This is a genomic window from Pandoraea faecigallinarum (assembly GCF_001029105.3).
GTDB classification, from domain to species: Bacteria; Pseudomonadota; Gammaproteobacteria; order Burkholderiales; family Burkholderiaceae; genus Pandoraea; species Pandoraea faecigallinarum.
The window spans coordinates 4,461,678-4,477,585 of sequence record NZ_CP011807.3 but is presented as its reverse complement, the minus strand read 5'-3'; the positions used below and the strand labels follow the sequence as shown (position 1 = coordinate 4,477,585).

General features: G+C 64.8%; 13 protein-coding genes. 5 read left to right on the top strand and 8 right to left on the bottom strand.

Annotated features, from left to right (window positions below):
* Window positions 1–84 precede the first annotated feature (84 nt).
* Window positions 85–1,149: a porin gene (locus tag AB870_RS19665; protein WP_047905982.1), complete on the top strand. Its 1,065-nt coding sequence runs from the start codon at window positions 85–87 to the stop codon at window positions 1,147–1,149.
* Between the two features lie 163 nt (window positions 1,150–1,312).
* On the opposite strand, the gene purH is transcribed toward AB870_RS19665, so the two are convergent.
* The 7 genes from purH to AB870_RS19630 form a co-directional block, all read right to left on the bottom strand.
* Window positions 1,313–2,878: a bifunctional phosphoribosylaminoimidazolecarboxamide formyltransferase/IMP cyclohydrolase gene (gene purH, locus AB870_RS19660; RefSeq protein ID WP_047905981.1), complete on the bottom strand. Its 1,566-nt coding sequence runs from the start codon at window positions 2,876–2,878 to the stop codon at window positions 1,313–1,315.
* A gap of 99 nt (window positions 2,879–2,977) precedes the next feature.
* On the bottom strand, window positions 2,978–3,211 hold the full coding sequence (locus AB870_RS19655; RefSeq protein WP_039393174.1) for a Fis family transcriptional regulator: 234 nt from the start codon (window positions 3,209–3,211) through the stop codon (window positions 2,978–2,980).
* Window positions 3,208–4,236, bottom strand: a complete 1,029-nt coding sequence (gene dusB / locus AB870_RS19650) for a tRNA dihydrouridine synthase DusB (RefSeq protein ID WP_084663907.1) — start codon at window positions 4,234–4,236, stop codon at window positions 3,208–3,210. The genes AB870_RS19655 and dusB overlap by 4 nt, the downstream gene beginning before the upstream one ends.
* A gap of 109 nt (window positions 4,237–4,345) precedes the next feature.
* Window positions 4,346–5,719 (bottom strand): UbiH/UbiF/VisC/COQ6 family ubiquinone biosynthesis hydroxylase, encoded by a 1,374-nt coding sequence (locus AB870_RS19645; RefSeq protein ID WP_047905979.1) that lies wholly within the window; start codon window positions 5,717–5,719, stop codon window positions 4,346–4,348.
* A gap of 55 nt (window positions 5,720–5,774) precedes the next feature.
* Window positions 5,775–7,106 (bottom strand): aminopeptidase P N-terminal domain-containing protein, encoded by a 1,332-nt coding sequence (locus AB870_RS19640; RefSeq protein ID WP_047908464.1) that lies wholly within the window; start codon window positions 7,104–7,106, stop codon window positions 5,775–5,777.
* Between the two features lie 65 nt (window positions 7,107–7,171).
* Complete coding sequence (gene murU, locus AB870_RS19635; protein WP_047905978.1) at window positions 7,172–7,912, bottom strand: N-acetylmuramate alpha-1-phosphate uridylyltransferase MurU; 741 nt, start codon at window positions 7,910–7,912, stop codon at window positions 7,172–7,174.
* Window positions 7,913–7,921: 9 nt separating this feature from the next.
* The gene (locus AB870_RS19630) at window positions 7,922–9,007 is read right to left on the bottom strand and encodes an aminoglycoside phosphotransferase family protein (RefSeq protein WP_084663905.1); all 1,086 of its coding nucleotides are present in this window, start codon (window positions 9,005–9,007) and stop codon (window positions 7,922–7,924) included.
* Window positions 9,008–9,218: 211 nt separating this feature from the next.
* Between AB870_RS19630 and AB870_RS19625 the strand changes: the two genes are divergently transcribed.
* Genes AB870_RS19625 through rsmA form a run of 4 tightly spaced genes read left to right on the top strand, consistent with a single transcriptional unit; the run spans window position 9,219 to window position 14,875 of the window.
* Window positions 9,219–11,531 (top strand): LPS-assembly protein LptD, encoded by a 2,313-nt coding sequence (locus AB870_RS19625; RefSeq protein ID WP_167362718.1) that lies wholly within the window; start codon window positions 9,219–9,221, stop codon window positions 11,529–11,531.
* Complete coding sequence (locus AB870_RS19620; protein ID WP_053059448.1) at window positions 11,524–12,891, top strand: peptidylprolyl isomerase; 1,368 nt, start codon at window positions 11,524–11,526, stop codon at window positions 12,889–12,891. Before AB870_RS19625 ends, AB870_RS19620 begins: the two co-directional genes overlap by 8 nt.
* Before the next feature lie 42 nt (window positions 12,892–12,933).
* Window positions 12,934–14,031, top strand: a complete 1,098-nt coding sequence (pdxA, locus tag AB870_RS19615) for a 4-hydroxythreonine-4-phosphate dehydrogenase PdxA (RefSeq protein WP_047905976.1) — start codon at window positions 12,934–12,936, stop codon at window positions 14,029–14,031.
* A 10-nt stretch (window positions 14,032–14,041) separates the two neighbouring features.
* Window positions 14,042–14,875, top strand: a complete 834-nt coding sequence (gene rsmA, locus AB870_RS19610; protein WP_047905975.1) for a 16S rRNA (adenine(1518)-N(6)/adenine(1519)-N(6))-dimethyltransferase RsmA — start codon at window positions 14,042–14,044, stop codon at window positions 14,873–14,875.
* Here the strand turns inward: rsmA and AB870_RS19605 are convergent.
* Window positions 14,850–15,740, bottom strand: coding sequence for a DMT family transporter (locus AB870_RS19605; RefSeq protein WP_047905974.1), 891 nt, complete (start codon window positions 15,738–15,740; stop codon window positions 14,850–14,852). The two genes, rsmA and AB870_RS19605, sit on opposite strands and share 26 nt — an antisense overlap.
* Between the last annotated feature and the right edge of the window lie 168 nt (window positions 15,741–15,908).

Genomic DNA, 15,908 nt, shown 5'->3' with positions numbered 1-15,908 from the left:
CGTCCCTATGAGACGCAAGGCGCGGTCGTCTCGCAGTGCATGACGGTAAGGTAATTCGTAATCCAATATAAATAAGGGAATGTCATGAAACTCAGGAAGCGCAAGGTTTGGATGGCGATGGCGTTGTCGCTGGCCGCGGGCGGCGCCAGGGCCGACGGGTTGCAGATCTACGGGATTCTGGATAACAGCCTGGAGTACCTCAGCAACGCGAGCGTGAACGCGAACGGCAGCAAGGCGTCGGTACTGCGCGCGAGCAATGGTTCGCAGGCGCCGAATCGCTTCGGCTTCAAGGGCTCGGAAGACCTCGGTGGCGGTCTCAAGGCCATCATGCAACTCGAAGCGGGGTTCAACCTCAACACCGGACTGTTGCAGCAAGGGGGGCGGATGTTCGGTCGTCAGGCCTACGTCGGCTTGCAGAACGAGTGGGGTGCGCTGACCCTCGGTCGTCAGAAGAATCTGATCTACGACGCTTTCCTCGAACTCGATCCGCTCAGCTACTACAGCTACTCGCTGCCGGCGCTCGATGCGCAGTTCGTCGGCAAGGCCGACAACGCGATCAAGTATTCGGGCAACTTCAACGGCGTGAAGATCGCGGGTCTGTTCTCGACGGGCTACGATGCGAGCATCGCCAACGGCGCGCAGGTGCCGGGCGAATGGCGCGTGGGCAAGGAATACGGCGTGTCGGTGGGCTACGCCAACGGGCCGGTCAACGTCTCGCTGACGTACGATCAGCAGCAGGGCACGTCAGTTGCCACGCAGGGGACGACAACACAGCGTGTGGCCGCGGGCGCGAGCTACGCCATCGGCAACTGGAAACCGTACGTTGGCTACCAGTGGTATCTGAGCAACGTGCCCGGTGTCGCCGGGCGCAATGAGCTGTACTTCGCGGGGGTGCAATACCGGCCGGTGACGGAAGTGATTCTGTCGGGCGCGATTTACTACAACAACATCACCTCGGCGAATCAGCATCCGTACCTGCTCGCCGCGAACGCGGCATATCTGCTGTCCAAGCGCACGCAGCTGTTTGCGGAAGTCGGCTTCTCGCGCAACCAGAACGGCTCGAATCTGGGCGTGACCGGCTACGGCATGAGCGTCGTGCCGGGCAGCAATCAGCTTGGCGTCGCGGTGGGGCTGGCGCACTACTTCTGAATCGTTTGCCGACGAGGCTTCAGAGGCGGAGCCGTCACCGCCTCGCCATGCGGCGCCGGCCCGGGGGGAATGGCGCCGCAGGAAGTGTCGGACGCGCCCGGCGCCAGTTGCGATGCCGGGCGCGAGCCCGATGCGGGACCCGCGTGCTGAATACCTGCGGGGCTTAGTGACGGAAGTGACGCGTGCCGGTCATCAGCATGGCGACATTGCGCTCGTCCGCTGCCGCGATGACTTCGTCGTCGCGCATCGAACCGCCCGGGTGAATCACGCACGTGGCACCGGCGTCCACGACCACGTCGAGGCCGTCACGGAACGGGAAGAAGGCGTCTGACGCCACGGCCGAACCGTTGAGCGACAAGCCGGCGTTCTGCGCCTTGATGCTCGCGATGCGGGCCGAATCCACGCGGCTCATCTGACCGGCGCCCACGCCCAGCGTCATGCCGCCGGCACAGAACACGATGGCGTTCGACTTGACGTACTTCGCCACGCGCCATGCGAACAGCAGATCTTCCATTTCCTTCGGCGTGGGGTGACGCTTCGTGACCACGCGCAGTTCATGCGGCGCAACGTTTTTCGCGTCCGGCGACTGCACGAGCAGACCACCGCCGACGCGCTTGAAGTCGTACTGGTTCACGCCGTTGCCCACCGGTACTTCCAGCAGACGCACATTCTGCTTGGCGGCGAAGACCTGCCTGGCCGCGTCGGTGAACGACGGGGCGAGCAGCACTTCCACGAACTGCTTGGCGACGGCTTGCGCCGCGGCTTCGTCGACTTCGCGATTGAACGCGATGATGCCGCCGAAGGCCGACGTCGGATCGGTCTGGAAGGCCTTGGCGTAGGCGTCGGCCGGCGATGCGGCCACGGCCACGCCGCACGGGTTCGCGTGCTTGATGATGACGCAGGCGGGGGCTTCGAACGTCTTCACGCACTCCCACGCGGCGTCGGCGTCGGCAATGTTGTTGTACGACAGTTCCTTGCCCTGCAACTGACGATAGTTCGCCAGCGAGCCGTCCGGCGTCGAGATGTCGCGGTAGAACGCGGCGCTCTGGTGCGGGTTCTCGCCGTAACGCATGTCCTGCACCTTGGTGTAGGCGAGGTTCAGCGTTGCCGGGTAGGCCGAGCGCTCGCTGTGACGCAGCGACTCGCCCAGACTCGTCAGATAGTTCGTGATCGCGCCGTCGTACTGGGCCGTGTGGGCGAAGACCTTGGTCGCCAGACGGAAGTTCGTGGCGTAGCCGACGGTGTTGCCGTTCGCCTTCATTTCATCGAGCACCACGGCGTAGTCGGCCGGATCGACGATGACCGTGACGTCACGATGGTTCTTGGCCGCCGAGCGCAGCATGGTCGGGCCGCCGATGTCGATGTTCTCGATGGCGTCGTCGAGCGAGCAGTCGTCCTTCGCAACCGTCTGCACGAACGGATACAGGTTCACGACGAGCAGGTCGATCGTCGGAATGCCGTGCTGGTCGAGAGCCGCCATGTGCTCGGGCAGATCGCGACGCGCCAGAATGCCGCCGTGGACCTTCGGGTGCAACGTCTTCACGCGCCCGTCGAGCATTTCCGGGAAACCGGTGTAGTCGGCCACTTCGGTCACTTTCAGACCGGCGTCGGCCAGCAGTTTGGCGGTGCCGCCGGTGGAGAGAATCGACACACCTTGGGCCGCGAGCGACTTGGCGAAGTCGACGATGCCGGTCTTGTCGGAGACGGAGATGAGAGCTTGCTTGATCATGACGGACGATAGTAAAGCGGCAAAATAAAGCGGCAAAAACGGGCGGGTGAACGCGGATCGACGGGATTGCCCGGGCCGACAGCCCGGGTGGCGCTGCCGTTACAGCAGACCGTGCTGCTGCAACTTCTTGCGCAGCGTGTTGCGGTTGATCCCCAGATACTCCGCGGCGAGCGACTGGTTGCCGTCGGCCTTGCCGAGCACGAACTCGAGCAGGGGTTTTTCGACGACGGAGACGACCATGTCGTAGACATCGTGTGGCCGTGCGCCGTCCAGATCGCGGAAATACATGTCCAGACTGTCGCGCACAGATTGTTCTATGTTTGCTTTGCTCATGCGGCTAATAGCTCCCTCGGAGATTCTTGTTCATAGCAGAGGCGGTCCGAGTGCACCTTCTGCTGTTCGAAAAACTCGTTGACGGCGGCCAACTGTTCCTGCGTGGTGTCGAGCGTGTTCATACGCTGGCGAAACGTGGCTGCCCCCGGCAGGCCACGCGAGTACCACGCGATGTGCTTGCGTGCGGTACGTACACCGGTGTACTCCCCGTAGAACTCGTAATGGTCCTCGAGGTGTTCGTTCATGATCTGCTGGATTTCGTCGACGCGCGGCGGCAGCGCGATTTCGCCCGTCGCGAGAAAAAGTTCGATGTCGCGGAACAGCCAGGGACGTCCCTGTGCCGCCCGGCCGATCATGATGGCGTCCGCGCCGGTGACTTCGAGCACGTGTTTCGCCTTTTGCGCCGACGTGATGTCGCCATTGGCCACGACCGGAATACGCGCGGCCGCCTTCACGGCCGCGATGGTCTCGTACTCGGCGTCACCGTGATAGAGATCGGCGCGCGTGCGACCATGCACCGTCAGCATGCTGATGCCGCAGTCTTCGGCGATGCGCGCGACGGTGAGCGCGTTCTTGTGCTCGCGGTCCCAGCCGGTGCGAATCTTGAGCGTGACCGGCACCACGTCGCCCACGGCGCCCACGACAGCGGAAACGATACGCGCGACCAGCGGCTCGTTTTGCAACAGGGCGGAGCCGGCTGCCACGTTGCAAACCTTCTTGGCCGGGCAACCCATGTTGATGTCGATGATCTGGGCGCCGCGCTCGACGTTGTAGCGGGCTGCCTCGGCCATCATGACCGGGTCGGCCCCCGCGATCTGCACGGAGATCGGGGCGACTTCGCCCGCGTGGTTCGCGCGGCGCATCGTCTTCTCGCTCTTCCACAATTGAGCGTTGGAGGCCACCATCTCCGAGACGGCATAGCCCGCGCCCAGTCGTTTGCACAACTGGCGGAACGGCCGATCCGTCACCCCCGCCATGGGGGCGACGAACAGGTTATTGCGGAGTTCGTGAGGACCGATACGCACGATGAAGGGAAAAGCCGGGAAAAAGATCGCTATTTTACGGCGAAAACCCGCCCTTGTCGCCTAAAAATTGTGCAATCTTCCCGGCGGCCCCGCCGGAAATGCCTCGGCATCAGCCGCGATGGCCGAACATCATCTGACGCGCGAAGGCCGTCTTGAGGGGCGGGACGAGGTCCAGACCGGCGAGCGCCAGCCCGCGCACGAGTGCCACGGGGGAGGCGTCGATGCCGAAGACGCGCGGCAGCAGATCGGTGATGCGGATCGTGAGCCCCCGATCGGCGCGGCGGCGCCGCGCGAACGTCCTGAGCGCGGCGGGACCGGGCACGCCCCGATGCGTCGTGGCGTTGCGGGCGTCCCGCACGAGGCTGTCGGCAAGATCGAAAGCGTCGCGCAGACCCAGATTCAGGCCCTGACCGGCGACCGGATGGAGCGTCTGGGCCGCGTTGCCGATGGCCGCGACGCGCCCGTCCACCACATGGCCGAGCGCATTGAGTCCCAGCGGGAATCCCGCACGGCCGGCAATCGATGTGAATCGGCCCATTCTGTCGCCGAACGCCGTGTGCAGTTCGGCCAGAAACGCGGCGTCGTCCAGCTCGCGGCGGCGTCTGGCCTCGGCGTGTGCGCAGCACCACACCAGCGCGTAGCCGTTTTCCTGCGGCAGGAGGGCCAGCGGACCATCGGGCGTGAAGCGCTCCCAGGCCCAGCCGATACGGGGACGTTCGCACGTCACGAACCCGACGAGCGCCGTCTGGCCGTAATCGCGCGCACGCGGTCGCGCCGTCTGGCCCTCGAACAGACCGCCTTCGGCATTCACCGCCAGGGTCGCGTGCAGGGTATGGGCGTGGTCGCCGCCCGACGTGCCGAGCGTGATCGTGACTTGCTGCGCGTCCTGACGCAGGGCAATGGCGCGGTACGCACGGAAGTGATGCAGGCCCGGCGTGCCGTCGTCGAGCATGTTCGAGGTTGTCGCGGGAACGGGGGGCGCTGTGCGGCTCGTCGGTGCCGCCGGTGCTACAGCGGTCGTGCGGGCGGCCTCGGGCGCATGTTCGAAGCGAACGGGCAAGTGCGCGGTTGCCGCGTCGAGCGCGCGCATGAGCGCACCGTATCGCACGACGTAGCCGAGCGCGGGCACCTGCTGCTCGCGATAGTCGATTTCGGTGCTGCCGAAGCGCTGCGCCTGCGACACATGGATGTGCCGGATCGGCGTGCTCGGCAGCGCGTTGCGATCGTGCGGCCACGCGCCGGCGCGCGAGAGAATTTCATGACTGCCGTGCGAGAGTGCGAGCGTTCGCGGATCGTCGTAACCGGCCTGTGGCGCGCGCCCGTCCACCAGCGCAATGCGCAACTGCGGGGCACGCTGCGTCAACAGCAGCGCAAGGGTCGTACCCACGGGGCCCGCACCGACGATCGCGACGTCGAAGCGCCCGGCGAGGCACGGGGCCGCTGCACGCCGGCCGAGCGGTTCGGTAGTCTGCGCGTTCGTCATCGGCCGCTCATCCGTCACTTGTCTGTCTCTCGTTCGCTAGTGGCTGCGCTCGAGCTCAACCGCGCATGAGCGCTTCGATCTCGTCGGCGTCGACCGGCACGCCGCGCGTGAGCAGCGTACAGCCGTGCGCCGTCACCACCGCGTCGTCTTCGATGCGGATACCGATGTTCCAGTAGCGCTCGTCGATGTCCGGTGCCGGGCGCACGTAGATGCCGGGCTCGATGGTCGTGACCATGTTCGCAGCCAGCGTGCGCCATGGGCGCTCGCCGTTCGGACCATTTTCCCGGTACTCGCCGCAGTCGTGCACGTCCATGCCGATCCAGTGGCCCGTGCGATGCATGTAGAAGCGGCTGAACGACTTGTTGGCGATGACGTCGTCGAGGCCGCCCACCGCGTCGCGCTTGAGCAGGCCGGTGTCGAGCATGCCTTGCGCCAGGACGCGCACGGCCGCGTCGTGCGGGGCGTCGAAGCGGACACCGGCGCGCGTGGCATCGATGGCCGCCTGTTGCGAGGCCAGCACGATGTCGTAAAGCTCGCGTTGCGCGGGCGTGAACTTGCCGTTGGCCGGGAACGTGCGGGTGATATCGGAAGCGTAGCCGTCGAGTTCGCAGGCGGCGTCGATCAGCACGAGATCGCCGTCGCGCAATTCGGCGTCGCCCGCGCGGTAGTGGAGCACGGTCGCGTTCGCACCGGTGGCGACAATCGAGCCGTACGCGGGGAACTGCGACCCATTGCGGCGAAATTCGTACAGCAGTTCGGCTTCGAGGTGGTATTCACGCAGCCCGACACGCGCGGCCTTCATTGCGCGCACATGAGCGTCGGCGGAAATCTTGCCGGCACGGGCCATGATGTCCAGTTCGGTGCTGTCCTTGACGAGACGCATCTCGTCGAGAATCGCGCGGATATCGTGCGCGGCCGACGGCGCGCATACGCCGGTGCGGCTCTGCGCACGCACGGCGCTCAGCCAGTGGCGTACCTGGCGGTCCTGCTGGGCGGACGCGCCGAGCGCATAGAACAGGGCGGGCGCGTCGGCCAGCAACTGCGACAAACGCGTGTCGATCTCGTCGATGGCGTGGGCGGCGTCGAAGCCGAACGTCTCGCGTGCGGCTTCCGGACCATAACGGAAGCCGTCCCAGATTTCCCGTTCTTCGTTCTTCGCGCGGCAAAACAGGATCGACTGGCCCGTACGGCTGTCGAGCACGACGACGGCTTCAGGCTCCGTGAAGCCGGACAGGTAATAGAAATAGCTGTCATGGCGATACGGATAGTCGCTGTCGCGGTTGCGCGGCACTTCCGGCGCCGTCGGCAGAATGGCGACGCCGCCACCGGCCTTGCGCATCTGTTCGATGACGCGCTCGCGGCGGGCACGGTACGGGGAATCAGACATCGCGGGCTCCATTGTCGGGGATGAGTTGGTGCGCTTCGAACACGCTCGGACGCATTCACGCGCTTTCAGGCGATTCTACTGCCGGGGACGAGGTCGTGCCGGGCGCGCAACCCGGTGTCCAGGGCGGCGAGTTGCGCTGGCGTGCCGATGTTCTCCCAAACGCCGTCGAAACGCTCGCCGCTGGCCCGTCCGGCCGCCACCGAGCGCTGATATAGCGGAGTGAGCGCCATGCGCGTGCCGGGCGCAATCCCGTCGAACAGACGCAGGTCGTACAGCGCGATGTTGCCGAACGTGAGCGGCTCGGCCGTTGAAGGCGCGGTGTCGCGCGCATACAGGCGGCCCGACGCGTCGAGCGCGAAGTCGCCTTTCGGATGAAACCCTGGATTGGGGACCATCACCAGATGCATGCCGGGCTCGGTCAGGGCGGCAAGACGCGTGGCCTGCGCACCCAGCGATGCGTAATCGAACGTGGTGAAAATATCGCCGGACACCGCCAGAAACACGTTCCCGTTGCCTTCGAGCAGCGCTCGCGCCTTCGCGATGCCGCCAGCGGTCTCAAGCGCTTCGGCCTCGGCCGAATAGGCCAGACGCACACCGAATGCGCGGCCGTCGCCGAGCGTGGCTTCTATCTGTGCGCCAAGCCAGGCGTGATTGACGACGATATCCGTAAAGCCCGCTCGGGCCAGCGCTTCGATCTGCCAGACGACGAGCGGCTTGCCGCCAACGCACAGCAGCGGCTTCGGGGTCGTGTCCGTGAGCGGACGCATGCGTTCGCCGCGTCCGGCAGCGAAGATCATCGCCTTCATCCGCCGGCCTCAGAAGGTGTAACCGACATCGACCTGCTGGCCGGTCAGTTCGTCGAGCAGTTTGGCCAGGGGACGCAGCGGGGCATAACGGTCCGCGACCTTGCGCGCATATTCGATAAAGCGCGGCGTATCCGCGAGGTAGCGCGGCTTGCCGTCGCGATAGTTGATTCGCGCGAAGATGCCGAGCACCTTGAGGTGGCGTTGCAGCCCCATCCACTCGGCCTGGCGGTAGAACTCGCCAAAGTCGGCATCGACCGGCAGACCGGCTTTGCGCGCCCGCTCCCAGTAATACGCGAGCCAGTCGAGCTGGCGCGCTTCGTCCCAGCTGAGGAACGCGTCGCGCATGAGCGAGATCACGTCGTAAGTGAGCGGGCCGTAGACCGCATCCTGAAAGTCGAGAATGCCCGGCCCCGGCGTGCCCGGCAGGCCAGGCATCAGATTGCGCGGCATGTAATCCCGATGCACGAACACTTTGGGCTGTGCAAGCGCGCTTTCGATGAGCAACTGGTTCGTGCGCTCGAGCGTGGCGCGCTGTGTCTCGCTCAGATCCACCTTCAGATGCCTGTCGACGTACCAGTCGGGGAACAGATCGAGTTCGCGCTGAAGCAGCGCGGTGTCGTAGGCGGGCAGCACGTTCGGGCGTGAACTCTTCTGCCACACGATCAGTGCGTCGAGCGCGGCGCGCATGAGCGGGCGGGCGTTGTCGTCGGTCAGCACGTCGAGATACGTCTCGCGTCCCAGATCCGTGAGGAGCAGAAAACCCTGCGACAGGTCCGCGGCCAGTACCTTCGGCGCCTGCAGACCGGCTTCGTCGAGCAATCCGGCGACGTGCACGAACGGATGGCAGTCCTCCTGGGGCGGTGGCGCGTCCATGACAATGAGGCTCGGATGCGCCGGATCGTGGCTGCCGATGCGGAAGTAGCGGCGGAAGCTCGCGTCGCTTGACGCCGGTGCCCAGTTCGCCAGATCGAGCGAGAACGGAGCGCCCCCGCTGGAGAGCCAGTGCGAGAGGGCTTGCAGGCGGGGTTCGGTGGTGTCGGCGAGGGCGCTGGAAGCGTCGGAAACACTCGCGGATGCGGTGGGGTGTGCAGTCATGATGGGGGCGGTAAACGTCTTGCCATATAATACCCGATCATGTTTTCCAGACGCCCTGTTTCTCGACCTCGATCGACCGTCCCGAATGTCCCGGCAATGCTGTCTGGACCGGCGGGATTGGCTGCCCGCAAGCGGCGCCACGATTGTCACGCTGTTTGCGTACATGCCGGATAAACAAGTCCATACGAATGAAGTTTTTTCGCTGCGGCGCATGATGCGCACGCGCCGTAAGCCACTGGCGCTTCTGCTCTCCCTTCCGGGGGTGTGGTGTTCGCTCGCCGGTGCGCAGGAAGCCCCCCCGCCCGATATTGCCAAGAGCGACGGTCTCGTGCTGCGCACGGTGCCCGCGCTCGTCGACAACCCGCTCGCCAGCGGTGACGATGTGCCGATGTACGTGCGCGGCATGAGCCTCACCGGGCGGACCAACGTCGACGCGACCGTCGACGGCGACGCCGAGGCGCGCAAGTATCGCTCGTTCGTGAAGGGCGATCGCCTCACGTACGATCAGGACTCGGACGAGGTGGTGGCACGCGGCAATGCGCGTCTGTCGCAGGGCGGCAATCTGTTCACCGGCCCCGAAGCGCACATGTATGCAGGCGCGGGCGACGGCTACATGCTCACGCCGACCTACCGGCTGGTGTCGGGCGGCGGCGGGAAGTCGGAGCGTGCGGACATCGAGGCGAGCAACGTCGTCACGCTGCAACGCGGCACCTATTCCGCCTGCGAGTGCTCGGACGAGGGCAAGACGCCCGCGTGGTACATCAAGGCCTCGGAGTTCGAGTTCGATCAGGAGCAGCAGGAAGGCACGGCATACAACGGCATTCTGTTCTTTCAGGGTGTGCCGATCCTGGCGAGCCCGTATTTGTCGTTTCCGACGTCGAACGAGCGCCGTTCGGGTTTTCTCGCGCCGACCTTCACGCAGTCGAGCCGTACCGGCTTCGAACTGGCAACGCCATACTATTTCAACATCGCGCCGAACCGCGATCTGACCATTACGCCGCGCTTCATGACCAAGCGGGGCGTGATGGGCGTGGCGGACTTCCGTTATCTGGAACCGACGTACGCGGGCTTATTCCATATCGAATACCTGCCCAAGGACCGCGTCACGGGCGACGCGCGTTACACGTTCACGTTCCAGCATAGTCAGGCCCTGGGTTACGGCGTGAATGCCTACGTGAACTTCACGAAGGTGTCGGACGACACGTATCCGGACGATTTCGGCTCGGGGACGAATTTCCAGACCGGCGTGCAGCGCGTGTACAGCCGCGAAGCCGGTCTGACGTGGAGCCACGGCGACTGGTCCTTCCTGGCGCGTGTGCTGAAGTATCAGACGCTTGCACCCAGCGTGCCGCAGTACGAGTCGGTGCCGGAACTGTCCGCAACGTACAACAAGCTGGATTTCCACGGCTTCGACTTCACGATGCCGATCCGGTACAACCGCTTCCAGATCGCCTCGTGGACGGGGCAACCGAACGGCGAGCGTATTTACGCGCAACCGACGTTGAGCTACCCGATTCTGACCCCCGGCTATTTCATCGTGCCGAAGGTCATGTTCAATGCGGCGTCGTACAACGTCAAATATCCGAACGGATCGACCATGCAATCGTCGATCACGCGCACGGTGCCCACGGTCAGTCTCGATACCGGGCTCACGTTCGAGCGTCCGTTGACGCTGTTCGGCACGGCGATGAAGCAGACGTTGGAGCCGCGTCTGTTCTACGTCTACACGCCGTATCGCAATCAGAGTTCGATTCCGATTTTCGATAGCGCGGTGGCCGACTTCAACCTCGCCGAAATCTTCAGCGAGAACTCGTTCATCGGCGTCGACCGGATTCAGGACGCGAACCGCGTGACCGCGGCGCTGACCTCGCGCCTGATCGACGCGGATACCGGCGTGGAGCGTGGGCGTTTCTGGTACGCGCAGCGCTACAACATCCAGGCCTCGCGAGTGACGATGCCGGGTGGCGTGCCGGAAGACGCCGGCGTGTCCGACTTCCTGGTGGGTGGATCGGCATTGCTCTACCGCAACATCACGTTCAGTTCGGCCGTGCAGTACAGCCCGAGCACCTCGCAGTTCAACCGGTCGGACGTCGGCGTGACGTGGCGCCCGGGCGAGCGCAAGGTCTTCAACCTGTATTACCGCTATCTGCGCAACCCGCAACCGGTGGTGGGACAAACCGCATTGGACGTGACGCCGATCAACCAGATCGAACTTTCGGGTCAATGGCCGATCACACCGCGATTCGGCGTTGTCGGGCGTCTGAACTACAGCATTACCGACAAGACGTTCATCGATGCCCTGGCGGGTTTCGAGTATGATGCCGACTGCTGGGCCTTCCGGGTGGGGCTCCAGCGCTACGCGACCAACGCCACGACGACGACTTCGCGCATCTTCGCGCAGTTGGAGTTGAAGGGCTTGACCAAGTCCGGCAACAGCGCCACAGAAGCCTTCAAGGTCGGGGTGCCGGGCTATCAGCCGCCGCCGACGAACCAGATTCCTTCTCGATTCAGCAACTATGAATGACATGTTTGTGAAGCGCGCCTCGCTGCTGGCGAGCCTGTGTCTCGCCGCCGGGGTGGCGGTGGCTCAGCCCGCGCCGGTCAGCGCCCGCGCGGCAGGCGCGCCCGCGTCGTCCGCACGTGCGGTCGATTCCATCGTTGCCGTGGTCAACGACAGCGTGATTACCCGCAAGGAACTCGACACGCGTATCGAGGAAGCCAAGCATCAACTCACGCTCGCCAAGCGCCCGGTGCCCGACGCCGACCTGTTGCAACGTCAGGTGCTCGAACAGATGATCGTCACGCAGGTGCAGCTCCAGCGGGCCAAGGAAAGCGGCATCGTCGTCAAGGATGCCGACGTCGAGCAGGCCTTGCAGCGCATTGCCGCCGACAACCGTCTGAGCGTCGCTCAGTACAAGGCGCGTCTGTCGCAGGCGGGTGTGCCTTGGGATGCCTTCCGCAAGGAAGTGCGCGAACAGATCATCATGGCGCGGCTGCGCGACCGTGAGGTCGACAGCCAGGTGCAGGTGAGCGATTCGGAAATCAATTCGTATCTCGCGGCACAGCGCGGCGCGACGGCCGCACCGGCGGAGACGGAATACCGTCTGAGCGAAATTCTCGTGAAGCTGCCGGACGGCGCGAGCGCCGATCAGGTCAGCGCTGCCCAGAAGAAAGCGGCCGAAGCGCTGGACAAGGCGAAGAGCGGGGGCGATTTCGCCGCGTTGGCCAGGCAGTATTCGGACGCGTCCGATGCCGCCAATGGCGGTGACATGGGGTTCCGTATCCCCGAACGTATTCCCGATCTCTATCTGAACCAGATTCAGAAGCTGCAACCGGGCACCGTCGTGCCGCAGGTGCTTCGCAGCAACAACGGTTTTCACGTCATCAAGCTGGTCGAGACCCGCAAGCAGGGGGGCGATCAGGGCATGACGGTGCCGCAAATCCACGCGCGTCACGTCCTGATCCCGGTGGGTGACGGCGTCTCCGAGGAAGCCGCCCGCAAGAAACTGCTCGATCTCAAGTCGAAAATCGAAGCCGGTCAGCTCGACTTTGCGGTGGCTGCGCGCGAGAACTCGAAGGACGGTTCTGCGTCGCAGGGCGGCGATCTCGGCTGGATTTCGCCGGGCGAAACGGTGCCCGCGTTCGAGCGTGCGATGTCCGAACTCAAGGATGGACAGATCAGCGACCCGGTGCGCTCGGAGTATGGCTATCACCTGATTCAGGTACTGGGCCATCGCGAGTCGCAGGTCTCCGGCGATCAGGAACGCAATCTCGCCATGCAGGAACTGCGCGGGCGCAAGGCCGAACAGCAGTATCGCGACTGGTTGCAACAACTGCGCGACAGCGCTTACGTCGACTATCGTCTGAACAACGCGCAGCAGTAAGCGCCGCGTGAGACGTTTCTCGATTCTCTTCCCCTTTCAGGCATGACTACCGACCGGTCCTTCGTCCTCGCCATCACCACGGGTGAACCGGCGGGCGTCGGGCCGGAATTGACGGTGCAGGCACTTGTGACGTGCCTCGCCGCTTCGCTGGCCGCTCCGGCCACCGCGGCGCTTTCGACTGCCTCCCCTGATACCCTGCTGGCCCGATGCCGGTTCGCCGTACTTGGCGACGCATCGTTGCTCGCCTCGCGCGCGCAGGCGGTGGGCCTGGGCGACGAATGGCAGACATTGCTGGCGAGCGGGCGGGTGCGTGTCGTGCATCATCCGCTTTCCGTACCGGTGACGGCGGGACAGCTCGACGCGGCGAACGGCCGATACGTACTCGCGCTGCTCGACGACGCCATCGACGGCGCGCTGGCAGGAACGTACGACGCCATCGTCACGGCGCCGTTGCAGAAGAGCACCATCAACGACTGCGGCGTTGCCTTCACGGGACATACCGAATATCTTGCCGAACGCACGGGTACGCCACGCGTGGTGATGATGCTCGCCGGCGGTGGACTGCGCGTTGCGCTGGCGACCACGCATCTGCCCCTCGCACAGGTGCCCGGTGCGATCCGTCGCGACGAACTGCTGCGCACGCTCGTCATCCTCAATCACGATCTGATGCGCCACTTCGGTGTGACGCGCCCCCGCATTCTCGTGACCGGCCTCAATCCGCATGCAGGCGAGTCGGGCTATCTGGGGCGCGAAGAGATCGACGTCATTACGCCGGCGTTGAACGATGCGAATGCCGCGGGCATCGACGCCCGCGGACCGTATCCCGCGGATACGCTGTTTCAGCCGCGTCATCTCGAAGGTGCCGACGCCGTGCTCGCCATGTATCACGATCAGGGGTTGCCGGTGCTCAAATACGCGAGCTTCGGCGCCGGCGTGAACATCACACTGGGTCTGCCGATCATCCGGACATCGGTCGATCATGGCACGGCGCTCGATCTCGCGGGCACGGGCCGGGCCGAGAGCGGAAGTCTGCTCGAAGCCCTGCGCACCGCTGCCACGATGGCAGCGAACGCCGCCACACACGCACAACTGACCGCAGGCGCGAGCGGCGATCCGCACGCCGTGCCGCCGCGTTCATAAGGAATTTCACATGAGTAGCGCATCGAAGCGCACGGGCGTCCAGCAGGGCCACGTGGCGCGCAAACGTTTTGGTCAGAACTTTCTCGTCGACATGGGCGTGATCGACGCCATCGTCAGCGCGATCTCGCCACGCACCGACGATCTGATGGTCGAAATCGGACCTGGACTCGGCGCCCTCACGACACCATTGACCGAATGGCTCGCCCATCTGCACGTGGTCGAACTCGACCGGGATCTGGTCGCGCGCCTGACCCGCAAGTTCGCAGAGCGCGTGAGCGTGCACGCGGGCGATGCCCTCGATTTCGATTTCGGCTCGCTCGTGCCGGAAGATCGTCGCGACGAAGCGCCCCTTCGCATCGTCGGCAACCTGCCGTACAACATCTCCAGTCCTCTGCTGTTCCACCTCATGCGCTACGCCGCGCTCGTGCGCGATCAGCATTTCATGTTGCAGGACGAAGTGGTCGAGCGCATGGTTGCCCCGGCCGGATCGAGCAACTACAGCCGGCTGTCGGTCATGCTTCAGTACCGCTACTGGATGGACAAGGTACTCGACGTACCGCCCGACGCCTTCAATCCGCCGCCGAAAGTCGATTCCGCCGTGGTGCGGATGATTCCGCGCGCCGTAGCCGATCTGCCGCAGGTCGATCTGGACGTGTTCGAGACCGTGGTCGCGCAGGCGTTTTCCCAGCGTCGCAAGATGCTGCGCAACACGCTGCACAGCTACCGCGACCGGGTCGATTTCGGCGCGCTCGGTTTCGACCTGACGCGTCGCGCCGAAGATGTGCCCGTCGACGAATACGTGAATCTCGCACGCGCGATCAGCGGCGCCGATTCACAAGGCTGATGCCGACGAATACCAGTACGACGGCGCATCCAAAGCGCCAGCCGACCGATTCGCCGAGAATCAGCACGCCGAACGTCACGCCGAATAGCGGACTCAGGAACGAGAACGACGCGAGGCGGGCGGCGCTGTAGCGGGTGAGCAGCCAGAACCAGATCAGGTAGCTGGCGAACGCGACCCCTACGGATTGGTAGACAAGGCTGATCCAGGTCGTCATCGTCATCGGCGCGATCTGCACGTTCCCCGTGACCAGCGCCAACAGGCACAACAACACGGCCGAGACGGCGAGTTGATAGAGCAGCGTCTTCGACGCCGCTGCCGTGGCCAGGCGCGAGGCGCGCACGACGACCGTCGTCATTCCCCAGAACACTCCGGCGAGAACCCCGAGCAGATCGCCGGGCCAGGTCTTCGCAATATCGGCACTGCTGCCGTCCGAGAATGCCACCACGATGCCGAAGAAGGCGAGCGCCATGCCGAGCCATTGCATGGGTCGCAGCCGCTCGCTCGGCACGCTCCAGTGCAGGCCGATGGCGGTAAAGCATGGCGCCGAATACAGGAAGACCGCCATGCGCGACGCGCTCGTGTGCGTGAGGCCGACGAAGATGCAGAGAAATTCCAGCGAGAACAACCCGCCTGCGAGCAGCCCGGCGGGCAGGGTGCCGTCGCCGGTGAACAGGCGCTGTCGCCGCCACAGCATCCATGCACCGACCAGTACGGTCGCGACGACGGAGCGCAGACCTGCCTGCAGGACGGCCGGCACGACGGGCACTGCCAGTTTGACGGCGACTTGCTGGCCGCCCCAGATCATGCACAGGCCCAGCATGATCGCGAGTGCGGTAGCGTCGAGCGCACGCGGCGTGGTTTTCATGAAGTTGATTCGGATGGCGATGTATCGCGCACGGGGTGCGCAGTGACGGCCATTGTCACCGATCCTGATATGGTCCGCATCATTCCGGTGCAGTCAGTGCGGGTATGGTCGCCCGGAAGCCGCTCGTGCGGCGCACCATTGTTGCGCCATGCGGCACAATGTCTCCCG